Raw genomic sequence first — 22,424 nt, 5'->3', positions numbered from 1 at the left:
TCAGTTTGTCTTCCTGTTGACCGATGCTTCAGCAAGCGCCATTTTCTGAACGCCTTCGCCACCCTCGAAGGATGGACGTTTACGAGGTTTTTTACCTTCATAGCGGAAATACTGCTGCGTGTATTCGGCAAGCCAGGCGGCAACGTCTGTCGATAAAGGCAAAATATCGACTTGTTCACCGCCGTCTATTTGCCGCGCCGCCTCGTCATAAGAGAGCGAGACAGATTTAGGTACGGCCAACTCGACGCCATCAACTTCTTCCATGCGCCACATCACGAACCAGCATGGTGTTTCAGAGCTGAGATTCAGAAAGTAACCAGGCGTCTCATCGACATGCAAGCTTGCAGAAAAGCCAGGGAACAGCCAACGCTGCTCACCATCACCATTCATCAACTGATGTATTTTGGCATCAGGGGTATCAGCCAGAATTTCCAGTGGCTTCCATTGAAATGGCTGCCACCGGTTATTCATCGGCATACGCTGCATGATCACACTCAGCGTAAAGGGTAGCTCGGTATTTTTTTCCATCGTGCTGGTATTATAGAGAAACAGAGTTAAGTTTCGAGAATAAGAATCCACCATCTCCCATGCAAGCCCCCCTCCCCGTGCGCGATGGCATCGCGCCAAGTTATTTATGGTTACCTGAAGGCCAGTGGAGCAACATGATCAGCTTCCTGACCTCGCATTTCCCAGATGTCGGAGAAGCGACCTGGCTTTCTCGCATGGAAAGAAATGAAGTAGTCGATGCGCATGGTAACCCATTACAAAAGAACAGTTTAGCCAAGCGTGGAATGTGTATTTTTTACTATCGCGAAATCGATAGTGAAACCATTATTCCATTTGAAGCGCACATCCTGCATCAGGATGATCACTTACTTGTCGTCGACAAACCGCATTTTTTACCGGTCACTCCCGGCGGACGCTTTTTGCGTGAAACACTGCTAGTCCGGCTAAAAAAGAAAACCGGCTTGCAACAGCTAACCCCGATACACCGCTTAGACCGGGAAACAGCGGGCGTGATTCTGTTCTCGCATAATCCTGAAACCCGTGGAAAATATCAGGCGCTATTCCAGAAACGCAGCATAACAAAGACCTATCATGCTCTGGCACCGGCCTTACCCGCGCAAACATTTCCTCTTATCCACCGCAGTTGTATGACCGAAGGTGAGCGTTTTTTTACGATGCGTGAAAGCGATGGCGCAATCAACTCCGAAACCCTGATTGAGATTGCAGAACAACGCGGCGATATGAATCTGTATCGGTTAACACCCGTTACAGGGAAAAAGCACCAACTGCGGGTACATATGGCGAGTCTGGGAGCACCGATAGTAAACGACAGCTTTTATCCCATCGCACAAGCGTGCAAAGGCGACGACTTCAGCGCACCTTTGCAATTACTGGCAAAGAGCATCGCTTTTGATGATCCACTGACCGGCGAACGTCGGACATTCTCAAGTCATCGCGAACTTTAAGCATGCAACGAATAGTCGCTCAGGGACAAATCTATTGACATCAAAGCGTCATAAGGCTAATATGTCGGTCTTCGGAGTGTGGCGCAGTCCGGTAGCGCACCTGGTTTGGGACCAGGGGGTCCAAGGTTCGAATCCTTGTACTCCGACCAGAATTTTAAAAATCATATAATTGATTTTTCATCTTGAAGCGATACTATTTAAGTATCAGTGAAAAGATAAATGCAGTTTAGTTTTTCGGAGTGTGGCGCAGTCCGGTAGCGCACCTGGTTTGGGACCAGGGGGTCCAAGGTTCGAATCCTTGTACTCCGACCAGTTTAAAAGGATCGTTGATTTTCAACGATCCTTTTTTCTTTTTGCGTCAGCTTATATATCAATTGCCACATATCCCCGCTCAGCAATTCACTTGCCGGATAAAGCAGAAACAAAACAAGTCTGCGGTTATTTGGAGAATCTGGCCAGCAGCCGTACATCGCTGCCCACTTTCGCTACATCATGCAACACTAGTTGCTGCGCCTGATCAACATGCGTCAACAATGGCAGCACGAACATACCGGCCCCCTCTCCCAATAATTTAGGTGCCAGATAGATCAGTAATTCATCTACACAACCGGCAGCAATCAATGCGCCATTGAGTGTCGCACCAGCTTCCACATGCAATTCATTGATTTGCCGTCGTCCCAGCTCAAGCATCAACAATGGCAGGCTAAGCCGCTCACTAGAATCAGGCAAACAAAGCACTTCCGCCCCCAACGCCTCCAGCGCCAGACGCTTTGGCAGGTCGTCAACCGCACAGATCACTAAAGCACCGCCACCTTGCAGTATTTTTGCAGATACGGGGATTCTTAAATGCGAATCCAGCACGATGCGTAAGGGCTGACGCCGCGTATCAATACCGCGCACATTCAGCAAAGGATCATCTGCTAATACCGTGCCGATACCTGTCAGTATCGCATCTGCGCGGGCGCGCCAGGCGTGACCATCGTGTCTGGCCTCTGCGCCGGTTATCCACTGGCTCTGACCATTTGGTAATGCAGTTTTTCCATCAAGACTCGCCGCTGCTTTCATGCGCACCCACGGCTTGCCAGTTTCCATGCGGGTAAAAAAACCGATATTCATCTCGCGGGCGCGATCCGCCAGATCAGCGTGGGTCGCACACGCTACTTCGATACCCGCCGCCTGCAATATCGCCAATCCACGTCCGGCGACTTGTGGATTGGCATCACCAACAGCCGCCACAACCCGCTCCAGCCCGGCATCGACCAGTGCGTTTGCACATGGCGGCGTGCGCCCATAGTGACTGCAAGGCTCCAACGTCACGTACGCGGTTGCCCCCCGGACATCCATACCATTGGCAGCCGCATCACGCAGCGCCTGAACTTCTGCGTGCGCCTGCCCCACCGGCTGGGTCCAGCCACACCCGATGGCAACACCGTCGCGCACAATAACGCAGCCGACTTTAGGGTTCGGCGAAGTCTCGATGGTAGCGCGGGAGGCGAGCTCCAGCGCTACCTCCAGCCAATGACGATCTGCTTTTTTATCTACGGAAGACATCCATATCCACCAATGTGATCAGGTGTGCTGAATACTGATACTCGGAAATTTACTGGTCATGTCTTTCGCCTTTTCAGCGACTTTTACAGCCAGTTTGCGGGCAATTTCTTTGTAGATTTGTGCAATTTTTCCATCTGGATCAGCAACCACGATTGGCTTTCCGGAATCAGCCTGTTCACGTATCGCCATCGTCAATGGCAAACCGCCAAGAAAATCGACGCCGTAATCCGCGCACATTTTCTGGCCGCCACCCTCACCGAAAATCGCTTCCGCATGTCCGCAATTGGAGCAGATATGCGTACTCATATTTTCAATGATGCCCAGAATAGGAATGCCGACTTTTTCGAACATTTTCAAACCTTTGCGCGCATCGAGCAACGCAATGTCCTGCGGCGTCGTCACTATCACGGCACCAGTCACCGGCACTTTCTGCGACAAGGTCAGTTGCACGTCACCAGTACCAGGCGGCATATCGACAATCAGATAATCCAGATCGCGCCAGTTTGTCTGCTCCAGCAATTGCTGCAAGGCCTGCGTGACGATAGGGCCGCGCCAGACCATAGGCTCGTCCGGATCAATCATGAAACCGATGGAGGACACCTGCAGCCCGTGATTCTCCAGCGGCTCCATCGTTTTACCATCCACAGTCTCTGGGCGACCATTAATCCCCATCATCATTGGTTGCGACGGGCCATAAATATCCGCATCCAGAATACCGACCGCAGCACCTTCAGCGGCCAGCGCCAGCGCGAGGTTTACCGCTGTCGTCGATTTGCCGACACCGCCCTTACCTGACGCTACCGCAATAATGTTCTTCACATTCGGCATCAGTTTGATGCCGCGCTGAACTGCATGCGCGACAATTTTCGATGTCACATTGACGCTGACATTACCCACGCCCGGTAATGCACGCACAGCGGCAATCACACTCTTACGTATCAGGTCAAACTGACTTTTTGCCGGGTAACCCAACTCCACATCGAGGCTGACGTCATCGCCATCGAGCTTGATGTTTTTCGCGGACTTGCTCTTAATCAGGTCAAGCTGGGTATTAGGATCAATCACTTTTGATAAAGCATTTTTAATATCGTCAACGGTCAGTGTCATGTCATTCTCCATTCAATGTCCGCAAGTCTAGCGCAAAACGTGAAAAGACTGCGGATAGCCCTGCGCAAAGACTGAGTTTTAGCCCGCACTTCAAATGCAATTCTGATGATGAAAGTCTGAAAAAAAACAAAAAAGGAAAGATAAGGCTGGAACTCATCTCAAGGACGAACGAGCGATGCCTGCAGATATCGCCGATCACAGGTATGCTGAGAGCATTCCACGCATTGCATCGTTTTCAAAGAAAACCTTATGAGCAATTACCCGCTGACCTTGCTATACGATGAATCCTGCCCGCTATGCAAACTTGAAATCGATAATCTGAAGGCACGCAACGATAAAGATTTGCTGAAGTTTATTGATATTTCTGGCGAACAGTTTGACACCAGCCCCTACGGCATACCGCAGGCAGAACTGATGCGCATCATCCATGCAATCAAACCCGATAACAGTATCGTGACCGGTGTCGCCGTTTTCCGGCTGGCTTATGAAGCCATCGGACTAGGCTGGATCACAGCGCCAACCGGATGGCCGCTGCTAAAGCCCTTGTTTGACTGGCTTTACATTCGCGTCGCTGACAACCGCTACCGCCTGTCAAGCCGCGTGACCGGATACTTATTCGAGGTGGCAGCGAAACGCGCGGAAAAACGCAGCCGCAGATGCAAAGATGATCAATGCTCTGTGAAATAGTGCTAGCGATGACAACACAAATTCAAGGCCAGGAACATTGATCCACACGGGCATCAACAGCCAGGCGTACGACGGAGAACCGGCGAAAAAACCGCCACCGCATACAGCAACACGCGACCCCAGAACGTCGGGCCAATAATTTTTTGCTGCATCAGCCCTCTGACACGCTGCCAGCGTGAGAGATGATCAAACTCGGTCAGATAGGTGAGCGTCGATGAAAACTTTGCAGGAATAACTGGAAATTGTGCAGTGAACAGTTTTGCCTGGCGTATCGCATCCTGTAAATTTTTACGGGCCAGCTGTAATTTTCTGCGTGGAGAAAATAGCTTCTCCCAAAAACTGCTGACACTGGCACCGACCTGATTATTGTCATGCTGACGATAAAACATGGTCGCCTGACCGACATGACCGATATGCCCGAAAACACCGGCTACCAGCATCAGCCACCAGTCATGCATCACAGCGCCACCAGGCACCGGCGATGCCATTTCCAATAAGCGACGGTTCAGCATCATGGTGCAACCGGGTGCGACGTTATACAGAAACATGGACTCTGGACGGACGTAACCAACCGGATCAATTTTCTGATACGCAAAAAAAGAAGAAGAAATGACAGCGAGCTGATGATCCGTGACCGCCAGATCGGTGAACACCAGCAGTGGCACTTCCGCCCCGAATTGGCGTTCGAGCTCCTGCATTTTCTGAAAACTCAGGGCGATTTTATTGTTGTGCCAGACATCATCCTGATCAGCCAGCATGACGTAGGCAGCATCCGTGTGCGCCAGCGCATGATTAAAATTGTGAATGACACCGCGCTGGTGATTGATGTGCAATTGCACCTGAGTATGTGTGTTGCAGATATTTCTCACGATCTCTACAGTCGCATCTGTTGAAACGTTGTCGGAAACAATCAGCTTACCGAGCGAGGCACCAACAGCAGACAAGTCATTGGCAAAAATCGAATCGATCTGAGCGGAGATGTATTTTTCTCCGTTATATGAAGCTAAAGCAATATCTATCGTCGGCATGGGGTGGCGCGGGAAAAAGTAAGATCAACAAGTAACGGTACAGACTACGGTGAAGGAATGCTTAAAAAAAATCACCATAAAACAATACCTTTTTTTCTTGCTGCGATAATCATTGCGACGGTAATCAGCATTTCCGTTAAATACAGACTAATGATCAAACCTGTCGATTGATAACGATACGTCAGATAGCAGGCATACAGCGCGTGCAGCGGCCCGGCAACCAGATAGATTTTACTCAGTATCCTGCTTTCACCAACAGCAAGAAAACGCCACTGAGAAATAATCGTCGCAAAGCCAATCACCAGCGGCAGAAAAGCAAGTGCCTTCAGATACATTGCTGCTGGAGCAAAACTTACGCCAAGGTAGCGCAATGCAATAACATCGGCAAAACAAAACAGGACAAGCCCACCCGCTAACTGCACACCTAACAGTATGTAGGAACCACGCCGGATCAGCGAGCGTGACTCGTCGCTTTTATCGGACTCTTTATGTAGTGCGGCGATACGGGGAAACAAGGCGGCGGCGATAGGCTGAATGAAACCTTGAGCAGCGACGCGGATTTTATCGGTCGCTGCAAAATAGGCGACCTGATCGGCACCGGCAAATAGCTTCAATAAAATGATATTGATCGTCGTGTAAAAACTGGTGGAAATATTCGACAAAAAGACTGGCCACCCCTCTTTTAACATACCCCATATGCTGCGCAAACTGATACTGGCACGCACCAGTATCTTAGTTTGCCTCGCGTAGTAAAACGACATCACAGCGGCGACAACACCCGGGATGTTTTGTAGCACCGCTGCCATCACCAGATCATCTGTCGTTTTAACCAGAACAAAAACCAGCGGCAAAGGCAGCAGGCGCGATGCGGCTGTAATCAGGGCGAGCGCCCGCATTCTCTCTAAGCCCTGAAATAACCAGGTCGGAAAAAGTGCATTGCCTAAAACGCCGATAAAGCATGCGAGGAACAACACTGCGTGCTGCTGCACGTCTGCAAAAACGGCAATCAGCAACAGACAGGCCAAGCCGCCTGCGGCAGACAAAATCAGTTTCACGGCCAGCGTATTCGCAACGACGCCGGAAACAGCAAGCTTATCTCTACTATTAATCGCAATCAGTCTGGTTGCCGTAATCCCGAAACCATAATCCGTAATCAAAATAAAATACTGTATCACTGCCTGGGCAAAACCCAGAGCGGCAAAGTCCGGCACACTTAACACCCGCGTCAGATAAGGGAGAGTCACCAGTGGTGCCAGATAAATCAGGCCCTGTACAAAAACGAGGTAAAGAATATTTTTTGTTATCGATGTCATTATTAAGATTAGCGTCACCGGGCTATCACCGATCTCTCGGCACATGAGAGACGTGATCATACCTTGTCACAGTGCCTGCAATATTGCTCCTGGAAAAAAAACTGCCATTTTTTTCTTCCACTGAAAAACTTTACATCGATTTGTCCCAAAGCAAAGGAAAAAACGGCCCGGGCTCAGGCAGCTTGTTAAAATACGGCCTTCCTTCGCATTTAGTCCACCAGGCGCATGAATACCTACCTTGTGGCCGCTACCAATCTATGTCTACGCCTTCCAACCTGTCGCCCTCCCTGCCTACCATCGTTGATACGGCTGCAGGTCATTTAAAAAACATACTGCTCACAGCGTTTGAGCACAGCCCGGAAAAAACTGCCGTCATCGTCTACGATCAGAACTCACCTCTGGCAACGATATTGACGGCGGCTTACCGCACTTGCCTGCCAACGGCCACCTTCATAGACTTTGATGCGGTTGCACCGGCATTCATTTTACAAACGCTGGAGCAATTGCAAGCGTCAGATCTGGTCATACTGATTCAATCGACGAATTTCCGGCTTGAAGCTTATCGTTTGCGTGTGGAGCTGTTTAAAAAAGGGCTGAAAGTAATAGAGCATCCGCATCTTGGCCGTATGGACGGCAAGGAAGTGGATTATTACATTGACTCTCTGGCATACGATGCTGGGTATTACCGGGTTGTGGGTCCAGCGCTCAAAGCAAAAATTGACAAAGCCAGCAACGGCGTTATCGACAGTGGTGGCGAACAGCTTATTTTCGGCGGCAAGTTTGAATCCGCCAAGATGAATATCGGCGACTATCGTGAAATGAAAAACGTCGGTGGCCAATTTCCTATTGGTGAAGTGTTCACCGAATCCGTTGATCTCGAAGCGGTGAACGGACGCGTGCGGATTTTTGTGTTTGGCGACACCACATTTACTGTCAATCGACCGGAAAAACCGATCACACTGATTGTCAGTAAAGGCCAGGTCGTCGATGCGCTTGATTCCACGCCGGAATTTGACCGCGTGCTGGCCAATATCCATGCGGATGATGGCGTGATCTGGGTAAGAGAACTGGGGCTGGGAATGAACCCCGCGTTTTCCAAAGACCGTACCGTACGTGACATCGGCACCTATGAACGCATGTGCGGCATTCACCTGTCACTGGGTTCCAAACATGGCAGTTATGCGAAACCGCATATCAAACGTGGCGAAGGTCGACACCATGTCGACGTCTTTGCCATCACTGAATCAGTCAGACTTGATGACGAGGAAGTCTATCGTGATGGCGCATGGGTCGTCTGACACAGGCGATACTCGATTAACTCTCTATTAACAACAAAAATCCGGCCAGCCCAGGGGCAGTTATCTGACTCAGGGCGACGTTACTGTGCAGGGTAAGGTAAAAGAACGCGAAAATACCTGCTCGCTCAGCACTCATTCCAGCAAACACACTTTCAGCCAGAGTTTCGCTGGTAGAATAATGCCCTTGTCCGTAAATAAAAAAGTGCATCAACCATGACCCGCAAGCTCTTCGTTACCACCGCCCTTCCTTACGCAAATGCTCCGTTCCACCTCGGTCACATTATGGAATACATCCAGGCTGATATCTGGGTAAGGCATCAGCGAATGTCGGGTAACGAAGTACATTTCGTCGGTGCGGACGATGCGCACGGAGCGCCGATTATGATTGCGGCAGAAAAAGCCGGCATTTCTCCACAAGAGTTCGTTGGGAAAATAGCGGCTGGTCGCAAGCAATATCTCGATGGCTTTCATATTCAGTTTGACAACTGGCATTCGACCGATGGCCCGGAAAATCATGCCTTGTCGCAGGATATCTACCGCAAACTTAAAGCAGCGGGCTTCATCACCAGCAAGACCATCGAGCAATTCTATGATCCGGTCAAAAACATGTTTCTGCCGGATCGCTACATCAAAGGTGAATGTCCTAAGTGTGGCGCAAAAGATCAGTATGGCGATTCCTGCGAAGTCTGCAGTGCCGTTTATGCGCCAACTGAACTGAAAAACCCGTATTCAACACTCACGGGTGCTACGCCAGTGATGAAGTCATCCGAACATTTTTTCTTCCAGTTATCGAACCAGAAATGTGTGGACTTCCTGCGTGGCTGGGCACTACAAGACAATCGCCTGCAATCGGAAGTTGCCAATAAATGTAAAGAATGGCTGGAAGGCGACGGTGGTTTAGGTGATTGGGACATCAGCCGCGACGCCCCTTATTTTGGTATTGAAATTCCTGATCAGCCGGGCAAATATTTCTACGTGTGGCTGGATGCGCCAGTCGGTTATCTGGCATCGTTAAAAAATTACTTCAATAAAACCGGTCGCGATTTCGATGCGTTCATGGCGGACCCGACCACCGAACAAATCCATTTCATCGGTAAAGACATCACTTATTTCCACACCCTGTTCTGGCCTGCGATGCTGAAATTTTCTGGCTACAAAACGCCGGATAACGTGTATGCCCACGGCTTCGTCACTGTTTCCGGCGAAAAAATGTCGAAATCGCGCGGCACAGGTATCTCGCCACTGCGTTATCTCGAAATCGGCATGAATCCTGAATGGCTGCGTTACTATTTCGCCGCCAAACTGAACGCCAAGGTAGAAGATCTGGATTTGAATCCGGATGATTTCGTGGCGCGCGTGAATTCTGATCTGATCGGCAAATACATCAATATCGCCAGCCGCGCTGCAGGCTTTATCACCAAGCGTTTTGACGGCGTTGTTACCAGCGACTGGGCGACAGCAGATGACGCGTTTATTCAGCATCTGCGCAATGCTGCGCCAGAAATCAAAGCGCTGTTTGAGTCCCGCGAATATGGTAAAGCACTGCGTGCTGCGATGGAACAAGCCGATTTGGTTAACGCGTATGTCGATGCAAACAAGCCTTGGGAACTGGCAAAGAAACCAGAGAACGATGCAAAATTACAGGAAGTCTGCAGCCGCTTGCTGGAAGCCTTCCGCATTCTGACGATCTTCCTGAAACCAGTACTGCCGCAACTGGCAGCGCAGGTAGAGGCGCAATTGGATATCGCGCCTTTGCAATGGGCAGACGTCAATACCCCGATTCCGTATCAACATAAAATTCATCCATACGCACATCTGATGCAACGTGTGGATATCAAGATTTTTGATCAGTTATTTGATGCACCTGTTGCAGACGCAGCACCTGCAACAGAAGAAAAAACGTCAGACATCGAAGCACTCGCCGAAGAAATCAAAATTGATGACTTCGCCAAAGTGGATCTGCGCATCGCGAAAATCGTCAATTGCGAACATGTGGATGGCTCTGACAAATTGCTGCGTCTGACGCTGGATGTAGGCGAAGGCCGCACCCGCAACGTATTTTCCGGCATCAAATCAGCTTATCTGCCAGAACAGCTGATAGGAAAATTCACGGTCATGGTGGCCAATCTTGCGCCAAGAAAAATGAAATTCGGCATGTCCGAAGGCATGGTACTGGCAGCCTCAGCGGCCGACGAAAAAGCCAATCCCGGCCTGTACATTCTTGAAGCCTGGCCAGGGGCTCAACCAGGAATGCGCGTCCGTTAATTTTTCTGCCAGCATGAATATAGCTCTACGCGAAGCAGTCCCCGAAGATGCGCAACTGATTGCGCATCTGACCCGCAGTTGCTGGGCAAATAAAGTTGCCGCCAGCTCTGCCGGGCACCATGAAAATGCGGACGATGTTATTGCCGACTTATGTCAGGGCGGAGGCTTTGTGCTGTTGATCGACGATATGCCAGCTGGCTCAGTCCGCTGGACCGCTCTCGACACCGATGCGAATGTGTGGGAAATACGGCGCATGGGCATATTGCCGGCCTTTCGCAATCAGTCGCTATCACAACATCTGCTGGAAGCGGTCATCCATGCAGCGCAAAATGCTGGCATCACGGAACTCAGGCTAGGAGTCAGGACCGATCAACCGCGCTTGTTAGATTTATACACCGCATACGAATTCGAACTGGCTCCGGAACTCGACTACGCCCACGCCAATCCCCGCGAACCAGCACCTTATGTCATGCGTCGCGTTCTGAAGAACTGACCTGTCCGTTGATCCTCATCTGATCGCATTGCACTATGCAGACAAAGAACTTTTACCAAAATCTGATGTCTTGATACTCTCCCTATCCGGAAATAAATTCATGAACAGCATAACCAGCACAAGCAACGCCAACGCAGCGTCCGCAATGATTACCCCTATTCCAGCCCGGCTACAGCAACTCCGTGCAGCCATGAAGGCGCATAGCCTGGATGCTTACATCATCCCTTCTGCTGATCCGCATTTATCCGAATATCTGCCTGAACACTGGCAAGGACGTACGTATCTTTCAGGCTTTACTGGCTCGGTCGGCACGCTGGTGGTGACGGCTGATTTCGCTGGTTTATGGGTGGATAGCCGTTACTGGAGTCAGGCCGAAAAAGAGCTGGCACCAACGGGCATACAGATGATGAAAATCGCTTCTGCTGCCGCGACCTTACATATCGACTGGCTGGCACAACATCTGACGAGCGGGCAAACCGTCGGTGCTGATGGCTTCGTACTCGGTCTGGCAACCGCCCGCGCACTGACATCTGCGCTGCAAGCAAAGTCTGTCAGGCTCGATACCAGCAAAGATCTGCTGCAAGATATCTGGCAGGATCGCCCCAGCTTGCCACTCTCTCAGGTATACGAACACAAAGCACCATTTGCTGTCATCAGTCGCAAAGATAAGTTGACGCAGGTACGCGAACAAATGCGATCAAAGGCTGCCGATTGGCATTTTGTCTCCACGGTGGATGATATCGCCTGGATATTCAATTTGCGTGGTGCCGATGTCAGTTACAACCCGGTGTTTGTCGCACATGCGCTGATCAGCGCAGACAAAGCGACGCTGTTTGTTTCCAAAGGAAAAATTGACCAGGATCTCGCTGCGGTTCTGGCTCTGGATAAAATAGAAATTGCGGATTATTCAGAGGCGCAAAGCGCTCTGCGACATTTACCGGCAACAAACAGCATTTTAATTGATCCACGCCGCATTACTTACGGCTTTCGTGACACGATTCCTGCTTCAGTCCGCGTCGTTGAGGCGATCAATCCATCCGTGTTTGCCAAGTCACGAAAAACGGCGGAAGAAGCTCAATTCGTGCGGGAAGCGATGGAGCAGGACGGTGCCGCTTTGTGTGAATTTTTCAGTTGGCTCGAAGCCAGTCTGGGCAAACAAGCGATCACAGAAATCACGATTGATGAGCAAATCTGCGCAGCACGTGCTCGTCAGCCGCATTTCATCTCCCCCAGCTTTGGCACGATTGCCGGATTTAATGGCAATGGCGCGATGCCACATTATCGCGCAACACCAGAATCCCACGCCGTTATTGAAGGCGACGGTCTGTTACTGATTGACTCTGGCGGGCAATATCTGAATGGCACCACGGATATCACCCGGGTGATGCCGATAGGAACGGTGTCGGAAGCGCAAAAACGTGATTTCACGCTGGTGCTCAAAGGTATGATCAATCTGTCGCAGATGCAGTTTCCGCGCGGTACGCCATCACCTATGCTGGATACCGTTGCGCGCGCACCGATATGGCGGGAAGGTATCAATTACGGTCACGGAACGGGCCACGGCGTTGGTTACTTCCTGAACGTCCATGAAGGCCCACAGTCGATCTCAGGAGCACTAGCGGAAGCCCATACTGCAATGGAAGCAGGAATGATTACGTCCAATGAACCTGGTATTTATCGTCCCAATCAATGGGGCGTGCGTATCGAAAATCTGCTATTGACCGTGCCTGCAGTGACAACGGAGTTCGGTGACTATCTGAAATTTGAAACGCTGACTTTATGCCCTATCGATACACGCTGTATCCTGGTTAATTTGTTACGTGATGACGAAATTGACTGGCTGAATACTTACCATGCAATGGTGCTGGCACGGCTGACGCCAAGAGTCACTGGCGCAGCGCTGAGCTGGTTGCAGGAACGCACAAAAGCAATCAGCAAATAACAAAGCCGCAATCTGTAGGAATGATTAAACGAAGCCACATCCAATCAAGATGTGGCTTCGTTTTATTCGGGTCGCCATGCACGACAAAACTGCAAAAAATCCTGTATATGCCGGGACAATAGTTTATGCGGACTATATATCAGATAAAAATGACGCTTCAGTGGCGGAAGTTTTGTTTCCAGTTCATGTAATTTCCCCAGCGCCAGCAAATCCGCAACTACCACACGTGACAGGCAAGCGATCCCAAGACCCGCAGCCGCCGCGTGCATAATCGCTTCCGATGTACCGAACTCGCCCGCCAGTTTTAAGTTTTTCAGATGTGGCAACAATACTTGCTCGACATTTTCACGCGTGCCGGAACCGCGCTCCCGTAACAACCAGGACGCGGAACGCAACTCCCTGATACCAATGCTGCCATTCTTTTGTGCCGCATACGGATGTTCCGGTGAGCAAACAATGACCATTTCATCCTCAAACCACGGTTCAACCAATAAATCCGTGCGATGGCAAGGCCCCTCAATGAAACCAAAATCGACTTCGTAATTCGCGACAGCGCTGACAATATCAGCCGTATTCGCGATGGTCATCTGCGGATGAGATATGGTGTGCTGAGCAGAAGCAGTCAGTTGTGAATCAGTTACTGGACTGGCAGCCAGCAAAGCCGGCAAGCAATAACTGCCTATCGTTGTACTGGCACCGATCCGGATACACGACCAGTTGGCATCCCCCGACGAAAACTGCAGTTCTATCGAATTTGCAGCATCGAGTATCAGGCGCGCCTGCGGCATTAATAGACGACCATTGTCGTTTAACAGCAAACGCTTACCGACACGGTCAAATAACTGCGTGTTGAGCATATGTTCCAGCTCATTCAGTGCGGCACTGGCAGCCGATTGTGAGAGTGCGACGACATTCGCCGCAGCCATAGTGCTGCCCTGCTCTGCCACTGAAACGAATACTTGCAATTGACGCAGACTGATTTTCATAAATTAACCTGTTTTTTAGTTTAATTATACAAAATTAATTCGTTTTATTAGTTTAATAAAAAACGATATTCTGCGCTCATTCACAAAAAACAGATCATTATGATTCGCACCGATTCAACCAACTCACCCAAAAAAATTTCTCTGGGTCGATATGCTCCCGGCTTACTGTTATGCGCAACACTGGCGACAATCGCTATGTCGCTCAGCAAGTTAGTCTGGATGCAAAACCATGGATTAAGTAATCTGACTACCGCAATATTGTTGGGTATGATCGCGGGCAATAGCCATGCCATATTTCAGCATCGCGGGCTGGAGCAAGGCATGATGATTTCCAAACAAACATTGTTGCGCGCTGGGATTATTCTGTACGGATTACGCCTGAGTTTCAGGGACATTCAACAGCTCGGCGGCACAGCATTCGCTATTGACGCGCTCGTCCTTGGTACAACGTTCGCCATCGCTTTATTTCTCGGAAAAAAAGTCTTTGCGCTGGACGACAAATTAACGGTCTTGATTGGGGCGGGAAGTTCTGTCTGCGGTGCGGCCGCAATCATGGCGACGAGCCCAGTCATTAAAGGAAAATCAGATGATGCCAGTATTGCGATCTCTGGCGTGATGATATTTGGTACCATCAGCATGTTGATGTATCCACTTATTTTTGAATGGAACAGGCATGTCCAGGTCATTCCGCTTTCGACATCTGGCTTTGGTATTTACGTAGGTTCGACCATGCATGAAGTTGCGCAAGTAATTGTTGCCGGCAAGGCCGTGAGTGACTCGGCGGGCGATGCTGCTGTCATCACAAAAATGCTCAGGGTCATGATGCTGGCACCATTTCTGCTCCTGCTGCCATTCGTATTGCGCTTACTTAAAAAACACAATACGAAGGTAATACGACCAACTGATAGCAGCGAAAGCAGAATAGAAATTCCCTGGTTTGCCTTCATGTTTATCGGCGTCGCTGCAATCAACTCCGTATTGATCATTCCAACTGAAATCAGAACCGTGTTGACGAACACCGATAATTTTATTCTCTGTATGTCTATGGTTGCTTTGGGCTTAAGTACAAAAATCAGTACCTTGCGACAAGCAGGAATAAAACCAGTATTGCTCGCCATGAGCTTGTGGCTGTGGCTGATCTTTGGCGGGGCTGCAATCAACTATGTGTGTAAATAATGTTCAGCTTTTGCATCAGTTTGTCGCCAAAAACTTTTTCAAGGCAGTATTCATCTGATCCAGTTGAGTAAACAATTCCACTTGCTTTGCCGCGGCCATACTCAAATCATTCGTCTTACCGAAATGCTCTAATTCCCTCGCCAGCGACTCAACCGGAACCGCGCAAAAATTACCAACCAGCCCCTTCAGTGTGTGTGCAGAACGGTACAGTAACTCGCTGTCTTGTCGCGCCACGGCATCGGCAATTTCTGCCTTGTACTGGTCACAGGCGTCAAGAAAAGAATGGGCGATAATGTTGACGATCTCCGTGTCGGCATTCAGTAAAGCCGCCTCATAATCAAACGATGTGTTTTCTGTCGGCATATCTGTCTTTGAAGGTAGGTTATTCATGTCAGTTTTCGCACTTTGCAGTGCCTGCTCTGCGGTCACTTTGGTATTCTGCGCCAATTGTTTCAGTAATTCTCTCAACAATTCCGCCCTGATAGGCTTGGATAGATAGTAATCCATACCCGCTTCATGACATCTTTCCCAGTCGCCGGGCATGGCGTTGGCCGTCATTGCAATGATAGGGGTATGTCGGCCATCGCCATGTGAATTTTCAGCGTCGCGGATACGTTGCGTTGCCTCGACACCTCCCATTTTCGGCATCTGCATATCCATCAGAATGGCATCAAACGGCTGTCGTGAAAACTGCGACAGCGCGTCCAGACCATTTTCTGCCACAGTAGCAATATGACTCCATTTATTCAAGAGCGCGAGAATCAGTTTCTGATTCACCGGATTATCCTCGACAACCAGAATGCGTAATGGCGGAGAAGAATATTTCGTACTATCCAATTGATCCTGAACACCCGGCGTCGTTTTTTTATTCTCACCGTTCACGACGGTACTGATGGCATCGTAAAGCTCGGACTGACTCACAGGTTTTAAAACGTAGTTTGTCATGCCTAATCCCTGGCAATCCAGGAAACCCTCACGCGAGCCTGCGGATGAAAGCAACACTGTTTTAGACTTTAATTCTTCATATTCTGAAGCAAGCCGGGTCAAAAATTCAAAGCCGCTCATACCGGGCATACAGACATCAAGCAGAATCACATCGATATGTTGCCCATCAGATTGCATCTGCGTTAGCAACCGTAGCGCCTCGTCTGCAGATGTAGCAGCAACGGGCTTTATCTTCCATTTTCTCAGCGTATCGGAAAAAAATAAGCGATTAACAGCATTGTCATCAACAATCAGCGCAGTCATGCCAGCAAAATCCATCACTCGTTTTGAAGCGCGATCTTTTTCAGTTTTTGCCAAGCTGATCGTAAAGTAAAACGTGCTTCCTTTCCCCGGTTCGCTATTGAGCGCGAGCAAGCCGTTCATACAATGAACCAGTCGAGATGAAATTGTCAGGCCAAGGCCAGTCCCCCCATATTTACGCGTCGTTGACGTGTCCGCCTGACTGAATGCATCAAAAATACTGCTTTGTTTTGCTTCCGGAATACCGATGCCGTGATCCGTGACAGCAAAATAAATGCCGAGTCGTGACGTGTTTTCATGTGCCAGTTGGACATCAACAATCACCTCACCTTTTTCACTGAATTTAATCGCATTTCCGACCAGATTCGTCATGATCTGACGCAGGCGCCCAGGATCACCGATCACGATTTCTGGGATAGCCGCATCTATTTTATAGACCAGTTCTATGCCTTTTTCCGACGCTCTGAGCGACAGCGCCCTCAAACACGAAGCAACCAATTCCCGTAAAGAAAACTCGATTCTTTCCAGCTCTATCTTTCCGGACTCAATTTTCGAAAAATCCAGAATATCGTTGATGATACTCATTAAAGATTGGGAAGATAATTTAACCAGTTCAAGATATTCACGTTGTTCACCACTGAGATCGGTATCCAGTGCCAACTCCGTCATTCCGATGATGCCATTCATCGGCGTTCTGATTTCATGGCTCATTGTCGCCAGGAACTCGCTTTTTGCTTTATTCGCTGCCTCTGCATCATTTTTTGCCTGAAGCAGATCGGACTCAAACCGGAGTCGCTCAGTGATGTCCCTGCACGATCCATAGATGCTGCCATCAGGCAAAAGCGCGGCATTCAATTCAACCGGGATGGTATCCCCATCTTTTTTCAGCAAGGTAATCTCGGCACGGAGATGCTTCTCCTCCAGGATATGACACAAAAAATTGCGCGTCGCCAGCTCCCGGTCTGCTAACGGCAATAAGTTATACATACTGCTGCCAAGCAGCCCGACTCTGGAGTAACCCAGCATATTAGCGGCAAGATCATTCACATAAACCAATTGCTGACTCGTGTTCGCAACAAACACCGCATCAGCAGCATTGTCGAGCAACATCCTTTGTCTTGCCTCACTGTCCCGAAGCGCCCGGTCTGTTGCTAAACGGTCTGAAATATCTTTAAAGACAGCGACGGAACCAACTATCTTGCCATGATCAATAATTGGCGATGCGACTATCGACACAGGAAAAAGACTGCCGGACTGATGCTGGAAGTATTCGAGATCAGAACGAAATACTTCACCGGACATGATTGTTTGATGTATCGGACAATCCTGATTCTGAACATGCGCACCATCCGGACGTATAGAGTGCACCAGATCGTGAAGTATTTTCCCTTTCAAATCAACCAGATTTCGCCCCAGAATTCGCTCTGCCTCAGGGTTAAGAAACGTACATACCCCTTGTGCATCCAGCGTGTACACACCTTGTCCGAGGTTATGCATCATGTTTTGCATCAGCGTCTGATTGGATTCTATCTTTTCACGTAAGCGCCACTGTTCCGTGATATCAGTGCGAATGGAAATATATTGATATGGTCGCTGATGACTATCCAGAAAAGGAACGATAGTCGCATTTGTCCAATAGTAGCTACCATCCTTTGCCTTATTACGAATTTCCCCGTGCCAGACATGACCACTGGTAATCGTGCTCCACATATTCTGAAAAAAAGCCAGCGTATGTAATCCGGAATTAACGATACGATGGTTTTGCCCTATGAGTTCAGCGGAACCGTACTTACTGATCTCGCAAAATTTTTCATTGACATAAATGATCGTACCACTGGAATCTGCCACACTGACAATGGCATGCTGATCTAATGCAAACTGCTGTTTTTGTAGCGCCGTCAACGCTGACTTCAGCTTATCTGAACTGATATTTTCATCAGAACTTTTTCCCGATGAAAAAAATAATTGATCGTTCGTCGCTTTCAAGGTCGGCGGAATTTGATTGCCGCTTTCACACTCCTGCTGCAAGCTGGCATTTGCGTGCGATAACGCATCTGAATTTGGCCTGAGACGCTGCTTGTACTCAGCCAATTCACTATCTGATCGCTGATAGTCCAGATCGATCTGGGCAAAAAAATGCCGCAGGCCACGTAGCACCTGTCTCGTACTGTCGCTCATCGCTGGCAGGTCCGGCAGTTGCGTCAATTGCTCCAGCTCTCCCAGCACAGTTTCTAGCTGCTCCACACTGTGTATACCAAGCGAGTTACTGTTTTGAAGCAAAGATAATATATGTCGCATCAAATACTCTTTGCAGTCGCGGTATTGATCATGATCTGATTATCTATCGGCAGGGTTTTGATTGAAGGGGGACAGCAGCACGTTTCATACGAAAAATAATATCTGTTTTTTGTACACAAACATGCCAAACCGCTATGGAAAAATCATTTTTTATTAATTCTAATCATCCTTGTACAGATTTTTGACCGCCAATATCCTATCCAACCCGGCAAAGAAGGCATCGACGCATAAAGGGTCAAAGTGCTGACCAGATCCATCACGTAAATGGGCAAGCGCATCTTCGTTATTCCATGCTTTTTTATACGGACGTTCAGATGTCAGGGCATCAAAAACGTCAGCAACGGCGACGATTCTCGCAAACAAGGGAATTTTTTCACCAGCCAACCCGTTCGGATAACCGCTACCATCGAATTTTTCATGGTGTGCCAACGCGATCTCCGCACCAGTCGTCAGCAGATTGGACGAACTACCCGCCAGGATTTCATAGCCAAGCAAGGTATGCTGCTTCATCACAGAAAATTCATCTGGTGTCAGCTTGCCAGGCTTTAATAAAATGCTGTCCGGGATGCCCACTTTACCGACATCGTGCATCGGTGCTGCCTCCAGAATTAAGCGTTGATCCTCTGACGATAAACCTAATTGCTCGGCGATAATCTTCGAATAGTTGGCCATGCGGAGAATATGGGCACCGGTTTCCGGATCTCGTGACTCGGCGGCTTTTGACAAGCGAAAAACAGTTTCTCTTTCCCGCTCTAAAATTTCAGTAGTCGCCTTTTTTACTGATTCATCAAGCCACATCGCCTTGTCCTCGAGAAAACGCTGGCTTTTACGCAAAGCCAGCATATTCCGGGTTCTTGCGAGAAACTCAATTTTATCGATAGGCTTGATCAGAAAATCATTCACCCCGGCATCAAGTGCCTGGTAACGTAATTCGAGTTCATTGTTGGCGGTGATCATCAGGACGGGAATGTCGTGACACCCTTCCAGCTCACGAAAACGCCGGATAAATTCAATGCCATTCATTGCCGGCATCATGTAGTCGACCATAATCAGGTCGGGTACATTGTTGGCGCACCATGCGAGCGCCGCCCCCGGCTCACTGAAACTTACCGACTTACATTTATCTATTTTCTTTAATAGCAAACACAGCAATGTAACGTTGATTTGTGCGTCATCCAGCACCAATACGTTCATTTCCATTAAACATCCCCCCAGAGTACATCTGGTCAGCAAAACCTCTGCACAACTTCTGTCAGCAGCAATGGTTTTGAGTTTAACTTATCTGTATTCAGGAGAAATAGGGAATAACAAAATTTATCCTTTCACCGGATAAATAATGCCATAGACAAAAGCAAGCAGAACACTACTCTTCGATAGCGATATTTGCGGGGAATTGCACGGTGAATTTGCTGCCAACGCCGGGGGTCGATTCGATCAGCAGTTGCGCTTTATGTCGCAACAGTACATGTTTAACAATCGCCAATCCCAAGCCGGTTCCCTGTGTTTCACGCGAGCGACTTTTATCGACCCGGTAAAAACGCTCCGTCAGACGGGAGATGTGCTCAGGACTGATGCCTATGCCGTTATCCGTGACAGAAAATTTTGCCCCGTGAGGAGTGTTGATCCAGCTGATATGAATTTTTCCTTCTTCTGGTGTATAGCGGATAGCGTTTGTCACCAGATTAGTCAGTGCACTGCGTATTTCATCCTTGCTGCCACGGATGTCGGGACCATCGATTTCCAGTGTAATCAGGTGGCGTCCGGCGGAAAGCGCCTCTGCTTCCTGCAAAATTTGCTCCAGCAAGCCGCGCATATCAATGGTTTCAACACGTAACAAGTGATCCATGGATTCAAGGCGTGTCAATGTCAGCATATCCTCCACCAGGCGCTGCATACGCTCGCCCTGCTCCGTCATCAGTTTCAGATGCGAATGGCGGATTGTGATATCCAAATCCGGTTGTAAAGAAGCAATTTCCAAAAAGCCGTTAATGACCGTCAAAGGAGTGCGTAACTCATGGGATGCATTCGCGATAAAGTCGCGACGCATCATATCAATACGTTCAGATTCTGTAATGTCGTGCGTCACCAGAATCTGACGCCGGTTTTCAAACGGAATAATATGTGCGATCAGCTTACGGTCACGAAATGACAGCGTCAGTGGCGTTTCATAGCGCCCCAGAATAATGTAGTCCATAAACTCGGGCGTGCGCACCAGGTTTGTGACGCGCATTCCTTTGTCTTTTGCCAGACTCAGCCCCAGATGACTTTCAGCTGCGGGATTACACCATTCAAGAAATAGGACGTCATCCATGATGACGACGCCATCAGGTAACAATGTCATTGCCTGACGAAAGCGTGCCAGCCATTCAGTCAGCTCTGCCTGATTTTTTTCATCTCCCCTGCGCGATTTATAAAGCCGGGAAAAAATATCCGTCCATGCGCCCCAGCCATCCGGCAAGCGTGAACTGGCGGGATTATCCAGCCAGTCCGCCAGTCTTTGCAGATAAAAAAGCTGTAACAGAACCAGCCCCGACATCGCAATAAAACCAAGCAATAATCCGGTTACAGCCCCCCACAGATACGCGGCGATACCGGTAGCAATGATAATAAGCAAGGCGCGAATAGAGCTGGAAACCCAGAAAACAAGACGTGGAGACATGAAAATCCCTGATATTTTTTTAATTTTGGGTAGAAATGATGGTACACAAAACCGGATTGACTGAGAAACAATATTCAATGCCGATCAAAACAAGTACCGATACTGATAACACTACTTTCAAATATAAAAAAACAACCACACTCATACTATGTTGAATGTGGTTGTTTTTCATATTTCAGTCTGGCTGCCCACAACGAGAGCCCATTACTTTTCGGACAGCATATAACCAACGCTACGCACTGTTTTAATCAGCGACTCTGCAGATTTCAAGACTTTACGCAGACGCAGAACGTGCACGTCAACGGTACGCTCCTCAATCACGACGTGATCACCCCATACTTTATCAAGCAATTGGCTACGTGAAAAAACGCGCTCGGGGTGTGCCATGAAAAACTTCAGTAATTTATATTCTGCATGACCAATATCGACCTTCTGATCATCAATTTTGACGGTACAGCTAATCGGATCAAGTACGACATTACCTGCCGCCAATGCGGTCTGTGCGTGTTCAGGACTCTTGCGGCGGAGTAAAGCCTTCATCCGCGCAGTCAATTCACGAGGAGAAAATGGCTTTGTGATGTAATCATCTGCGCCATGATCCAAACCAGCAATTTTATCTTCCTCCATACTTTTCGCGGTCAGCATAATGACGGGAATTTCATTAAACTGGCGGTCAGAGCGAATTTTGGAAAGCAATCGTAATCCGCTCTGGTCAGGCAGCATCCAGTCGAGCAGAATCAACTGCGGAGTGCGACGTTGAATAAAATCCCACGCCTCAGCAGTATTATTGACGGCGAAAGTATTCCAACCTGCAGCACGCAGGGTAAAACTGACTAATTCAACAATCGCTGGTTCGTCTTCGACAATTAATATTGTGGTATCAGCAGCCATTATCTGTATTTGA

The 22,424-nt window shown here is 48.9% G+C and carries 17 protein-coding genes and 2 tRNA genes; 9 read left to right on the top strand and 10 right to left on the bottom strand.

The features are described from left to right. Positions 1 to 528 carry a DUF3305 domain-containing protein gene (locus H8K38_RS13000; RefSeq protein WP_186885243.1) on the bottom strand — a complete coding sequence of 176 codons (528 nt, stop codon included), beginning with the start codon at positions 526 to 528 and terminating at the stop codon, positions 1 to 3. Positions 529 to 587: 59 nt separating this feature from the next. Between H8K38_RS13000 and H8K38_RS12995 the strand changes: the two genes are divergently transcribed. From H8K38_RS12995 to H8K38_RS12985, 3 genes are all read left to right on the top strand, one after another. After that, positions 588 to 1,472 carry an RluA family pseudouridine synthase gene (locus tag H8K38_RS12995; protein ID WP_186885242.1) on the top strand — a complete coding sequence of 295 codons (885 nt, stop codon included), beginning with the start codon at positions 588 to 590 and terminating at the stop codon, positions 1,470 to 1,472. Positions 1,473 to 1,544: 72 nt separating this feature from the next. Next, positions 1,545 to 1,621 (top strand) — tRNA-Pro (locus H8K38_RS12990). Positions 1,622 to 1,707: 86 nt separating this feature from the next. Next, positions 1,708 to 1,784, top strand: a tRNA-Pro gene (locus H8K38_RS12985). Between the two features lie 126 nt (positions 1,785 to 1,910). Here the strand turns inward: H8K38_RS12985 and ribD are convergent. Continuing rightward, positions 1,911 to 3,023, bottom strand: a complete 1,113-nt coding sequence (gene ribD, locus H8K38_RS12980; RefSeq protein WP_186885241.1) for a bifunctional diaminohydroxyphosphoribosylaminopyrimidine deaminase/5-amino-6-(5-phosphoribosylamino)uracil reductase RibD — start codon at positions 3,021 to 3,023, stop codon at positions 1,911 to 1,913. An 18-nt stretch (positions 3,024 to 3,041) separates the two neighbouring features. Next, entirely contained in the window at positions 3,042 to 4,130 is a 1,089-nt protein-coding gene (gene apbC / locus H8K38_RS12975; RefSeq protein ID WP_186885240.1) for an iron-sulfur cluster carrier protein ApbC, read from the bottom strand. Between the two features lie 249 nt (positions 4,131 to 4,379). On the opposite strand from apbC, the gene H8K38_RS12970 reads away from it, so the two are divergent. Beyond that, positions 4,380 to 4,817: a thiol-disulfide oxidoreductase DCC family protein gene (locus tag H8K38_RS12970; RefSeq protein WP_186885239.1), complete on the top strand. Its 438-nt coding sequence runs from the start codon at positions 4,380 to 4,382 to the stop codon at positions 4,815 to 4,817. 53 nt (positions 4,818 to 4,870) lie between these two features. Here H8K38_RS12970 and H8K38_RS12965 read toward each other — a convergent pair whose 3' ends face one another. Both H8K38_RS12965 and H8K38_RS12960 read right to left on the bottom strand, forming a co-directional pair. Beyond that, complete coding sequence (locus H8K38_RS12965) at positions 4,871 to 5,845, bottom strand: glycosyltransferase family 2 protein (RefSeq protein ID WP_186885238.1); 975 nt, start codon at positions 5,843 to 5,845, stop codon at positions 4,871 to 4,873. 71 nt (positions 5,846 to 5,916) lie between these two features. Further along, the gene (locus H8K38_RS12960; RefSeq protein ID WP_186885237.1) at positions 5,917 to 7,158 is read right to left on the bottom strand and encodes a flippase; all 1,242 of its coding nucleotides are present in this window, start codon (positions 7,156 to 7,158) and stop codon (positions 5,917 to 5,919) included. Positions 7,159 to 7,415: 257 nt separating this feature from the next. Here H8K38_RS12960 and H8K38_RS12955 point away from each other — a divergent pair, with 257 nt between their 5' ends. The 4 genes from H8K38_RS12955 (at position 7,416) to H8K38_RS12940 (ending at position 13,156) form a co-directional block, all read left to right on the top strand. Next, on the top strand, positions 7,416 to 8,456 hold the full coding sequence (locus tag H8K38_RS12955) for a hypothetical protein (RefSeq protein ID WP_186885236.1): 1,041 nt from the start codon (positions 7,416 to 7,418) through the stop codon (positions 8,454 to 8,456). A gap of 213 nt (positions 8,457 to 8,669) precedes the next feature. After that, positions 8,670 to 10,721, top strand: coding sequence for a methionine--tRNA ligase (metG, locus tag H8K38_RS12950; protein ID WP_186885235.1), 2,052 nt, complete (start codon positions 8,670 to 8,672; stop codon positions 10,719 to 10,721). 13 nt (positions 10,722 to 10,734) lie between these two features. Beyond that, positions 10,735 to 11,214, top strand: a complete 480-nt coding sequence (locus H8K38_RS12945) for a GNAT family N-acetyltransferase (protein WP_186885234.1) — start codon at positions 10,735 to 10,737, stop codon at positions 11,212 to 11,214. A 100-nt stretch (positions 11,215 to 11,314) separates the two neighbouring features. Next, positions 11,315 to 13,156 carry an aminopeptidase P family protein gene (locus H8K38_RS12940; protein ID WP_186885233.1) on the top strand — a complete coding sequence of 614 codons (1,842 nt, stop codon included), beginning with the start codon at positions 11,315 to 11,317 and terminating at the stop codon, positions 13,154 to 13,156. Positions 13,157 to 13,218: 62 nt separating this feature from the next. Here the strand turns inward: H8K38_RS12940 and H8K38_RS12935 are convergent, their stop codons facing one another. Then, positions 13,219 to 14,142 carry a LysR family transcriptional regulator gene (locus tag H8K38_RS12935; protein WP_186885232.1) on the bottom strand — a complete coding sequence of 308 codons (924 nt, stop codon included), beginning with the start codon at positions 14,140 to 14,142 and terminating at the stop codon, positions 13,219 to 13,221. Positions 14,143 to 14,241: 99 nt separating this feature from the next. On the opposite strand from H8K38_RS12935, the gene H8K38_RS12930 reads away from it, so the two are divergent. After that, positions 14,242 to 15,318: a YeiH family protein gene (locus H8K38_RS12930; protein WP_186885231.1), complete on the top strand. Its 1,077-nt coding sequence runs from the start codon at positions 14,242 to 14,244 to the stop codon at positions 15,316 to 15,318. A 15-nt stretch (positions 15,319 to 15,333) separates the two neighbouring features. Here the strand turns inward: H8K38_RS12930 and H8K38_RS12925 are convergent, their stop codons facing one another. The 4 genes from H8K38_RS12925 to phoB all read right to left on the bottom strand — a co-directional run bounded on the left by H8K38_RS12925 (position 15,334) and on the right by phoB (position 22,411). Then, positions 15,334 to 18,861, bottom strand: a complete 3,528-nt coding sequence (locus tag H8K38_RS12925) for a PAS domain-containing hybrid sensor histidine kinase/response regulator (protein ID WP_186885230.1) — start codon at positions 18,859 to 18,861, stop codon at positions 15,334 to 15,336. 159 nt (positions 18,862 to 19,020) lie between these two features. Next, a complete protein-coding gene (locus H8K38_RS12920) occupies positions 19,021 to 20,061 on the bottom strand; it encodes a two-component system response regulator (RefSeq protein WP_317889276.1) in 1,041 nt (346 codons plus the stop codon). A gap of 163 nt (positions 20,062 to 20,224) precedes the next feature. Beyond that, positions 20,225 to 21,520 (bottom strand): phosphate regulon sensor histidine kinase PhoR, encoded by a 1,296-nt coding sequence (gene phoR, locus H8K38_RS12915; protein ID WP_186885229.1) that lies wholly within the window; start codon positions 21,518 to 21,520, stop codon positions 20,225 to 20,227. A 204-nt stretch (positions 21,521 to 21,724) separates the two neighbouring features. Continuing rightward, complete coding sequence (gene phoB, locus H8K38_RS12910; protein ID WP_186885228.1) at positions 21,725 to 22,411, bottom strand: phosphate regulon transcriptional regulator PhoB; 687 nt, start codon at positions 22,409 to 22,411, stop codon at positions 21,725 to 21,727. Between the last annotated feature and the right edge of the window lie 13 nt (positions 22,412 to 22,424).

Source organism: Undibacterium sp. FT79W (genome assembly GCF_014284215.1).
GTDB lineage: Bacteria > Pseudomonadota > Gammaproteobacteria > Burkholderiales > Burkholderiaceae_D > Undibacterium > Undibacterium aquatile.
The sequence above is the reverse complement of the archived record's forward strand: the minus strand, read 5'-3'. Positions and strand labels throughout refer to the sequence as shown.

What these genes read in the sequence shown, in the direction of transcription:
- H8K38_RS12970 (WP_186885239.1), top strand. Translation starts at nt 4,380, where the DNA reads ATGAGCAATTACCCGCTGACCTTGCTATACGATGAATCCTGCCCGCTA.
- apbC (WP_186885240.1), bottom strand. Translation starts at nt 4,130, where the DNA reads ATGACACTGACCGTTGACGATATTAAAAATGCTTTATCAAAAGTGATT.
- metG (WP_186885235.1), top strand. Translation starts at nt 8,670, where the DNA reads ATGACCCGCAAGCTCTTCGTTACCACCGCCCTTCCTTACGCAAATGCT.
- phoB (WP_186885228.1), bottom strand. Translation starts at nt 22,411, where the DNA reads ATGGCTGCTGATACCACAATATTAATTGTCGAAGACGAACCAGCGATT.
- H8K38_RS12945 (WP_186885234.1), top strand. Translation starts at nt 10,735, where the DNA reads ATGAATATAGCTCTACGCGAAGCAGTCCCCGAAGATGCGCAACTGATT.
- H8K38_RS12960 (WP_186885237.1), bottom strand. Translation starts at nt 7,158, where the DNA reads ATGACATCGATAACAAAAAATATTCTTTACCTCGTTTTTGTACAGGGC.
- H8K38_RS12940 (WP_186885233.1), top strand. Translation starts at nt 11,315, where the DNA reads ATGAACAGCATAACCAGCACAAGCAACGCCAACGCAGCGTCCGCAATG.
- H8K38_RS12930 (WP_186885231.1), top strand. Translation starts at nt 14,242, where the DNA reads ATGATTCGCACCGATTCAACCAACTCACCCAAAAAAATTTCTCTGGGT.
- H8K38_RS12995 (WP_186885242.1), top strand. Translation starts at nt 588, where the DNA reads ATGCAAGCCCCCCTCCCCGTGCGCGATGGCATCGCGCCAAGTTATTTA.
- H8K38_RS12955 (WP_186885236.1), top strand. Translation starts at nt 7,416, where the DNA reads ATGTCTACGCCTTCCAACCTGTCGCCCTCCCTGCCTACCATCGTTGAT.
- H8K38_RS12925 (WP_186885230.1), bottom strand. Translation starts at nt 18,861, where the DNA reads ATGCGACATATATTATCTTTGCTTCAAAACAGTAACTCGCTTGGTATA.
- H8K38_RS12935 (WP_186885232.1), bottom strand. Translation starts at nt 14,142, where the DNA reads ATGAAAATCAGTCTGCGTCAATTGCAAGTATTCGTTTCAGTGGCAGAG.
- phoR (WP_186885229.1), bottom strand. Translation starts at nt 21,520, where the DNA reads ATGTCTCCACGTCTTGTTTTCTGGGTTTCCAGCTCTATTCGCGCCTTG.
- H8K38_RS12965 (WP_186885238.1), bottom strand. Translation starts at nt 5,845, where the DNA reads ATGCCGACGATAGATATTGCTTTAGCTTCATATAACGGAGAAAAATAC.
- H8K38_RS12920 (WP_317889276.1), bottom strand. Translation starts at nt 20,061, where the DNA reads ATGGAAATGAACGTATTGGTGCTGGATGACGCACAAATCAACGTTACA.
- ribD (WP_186885241.1), bottom strand. Translation starts at nt 3,023, where the DNA reads ATGTCTTCCGTAGATAAAAAAGCAGATCGTCATTGGCTGGAGGTAGCG.
- H8K38_RS13000 (WP_186885243.1), bottom strand. Translation starts at nt 528, where the DNA reads ATGGAAAAAAATACCGAGCTACCCTTTACGCTGAGTGTGATCATGCAG.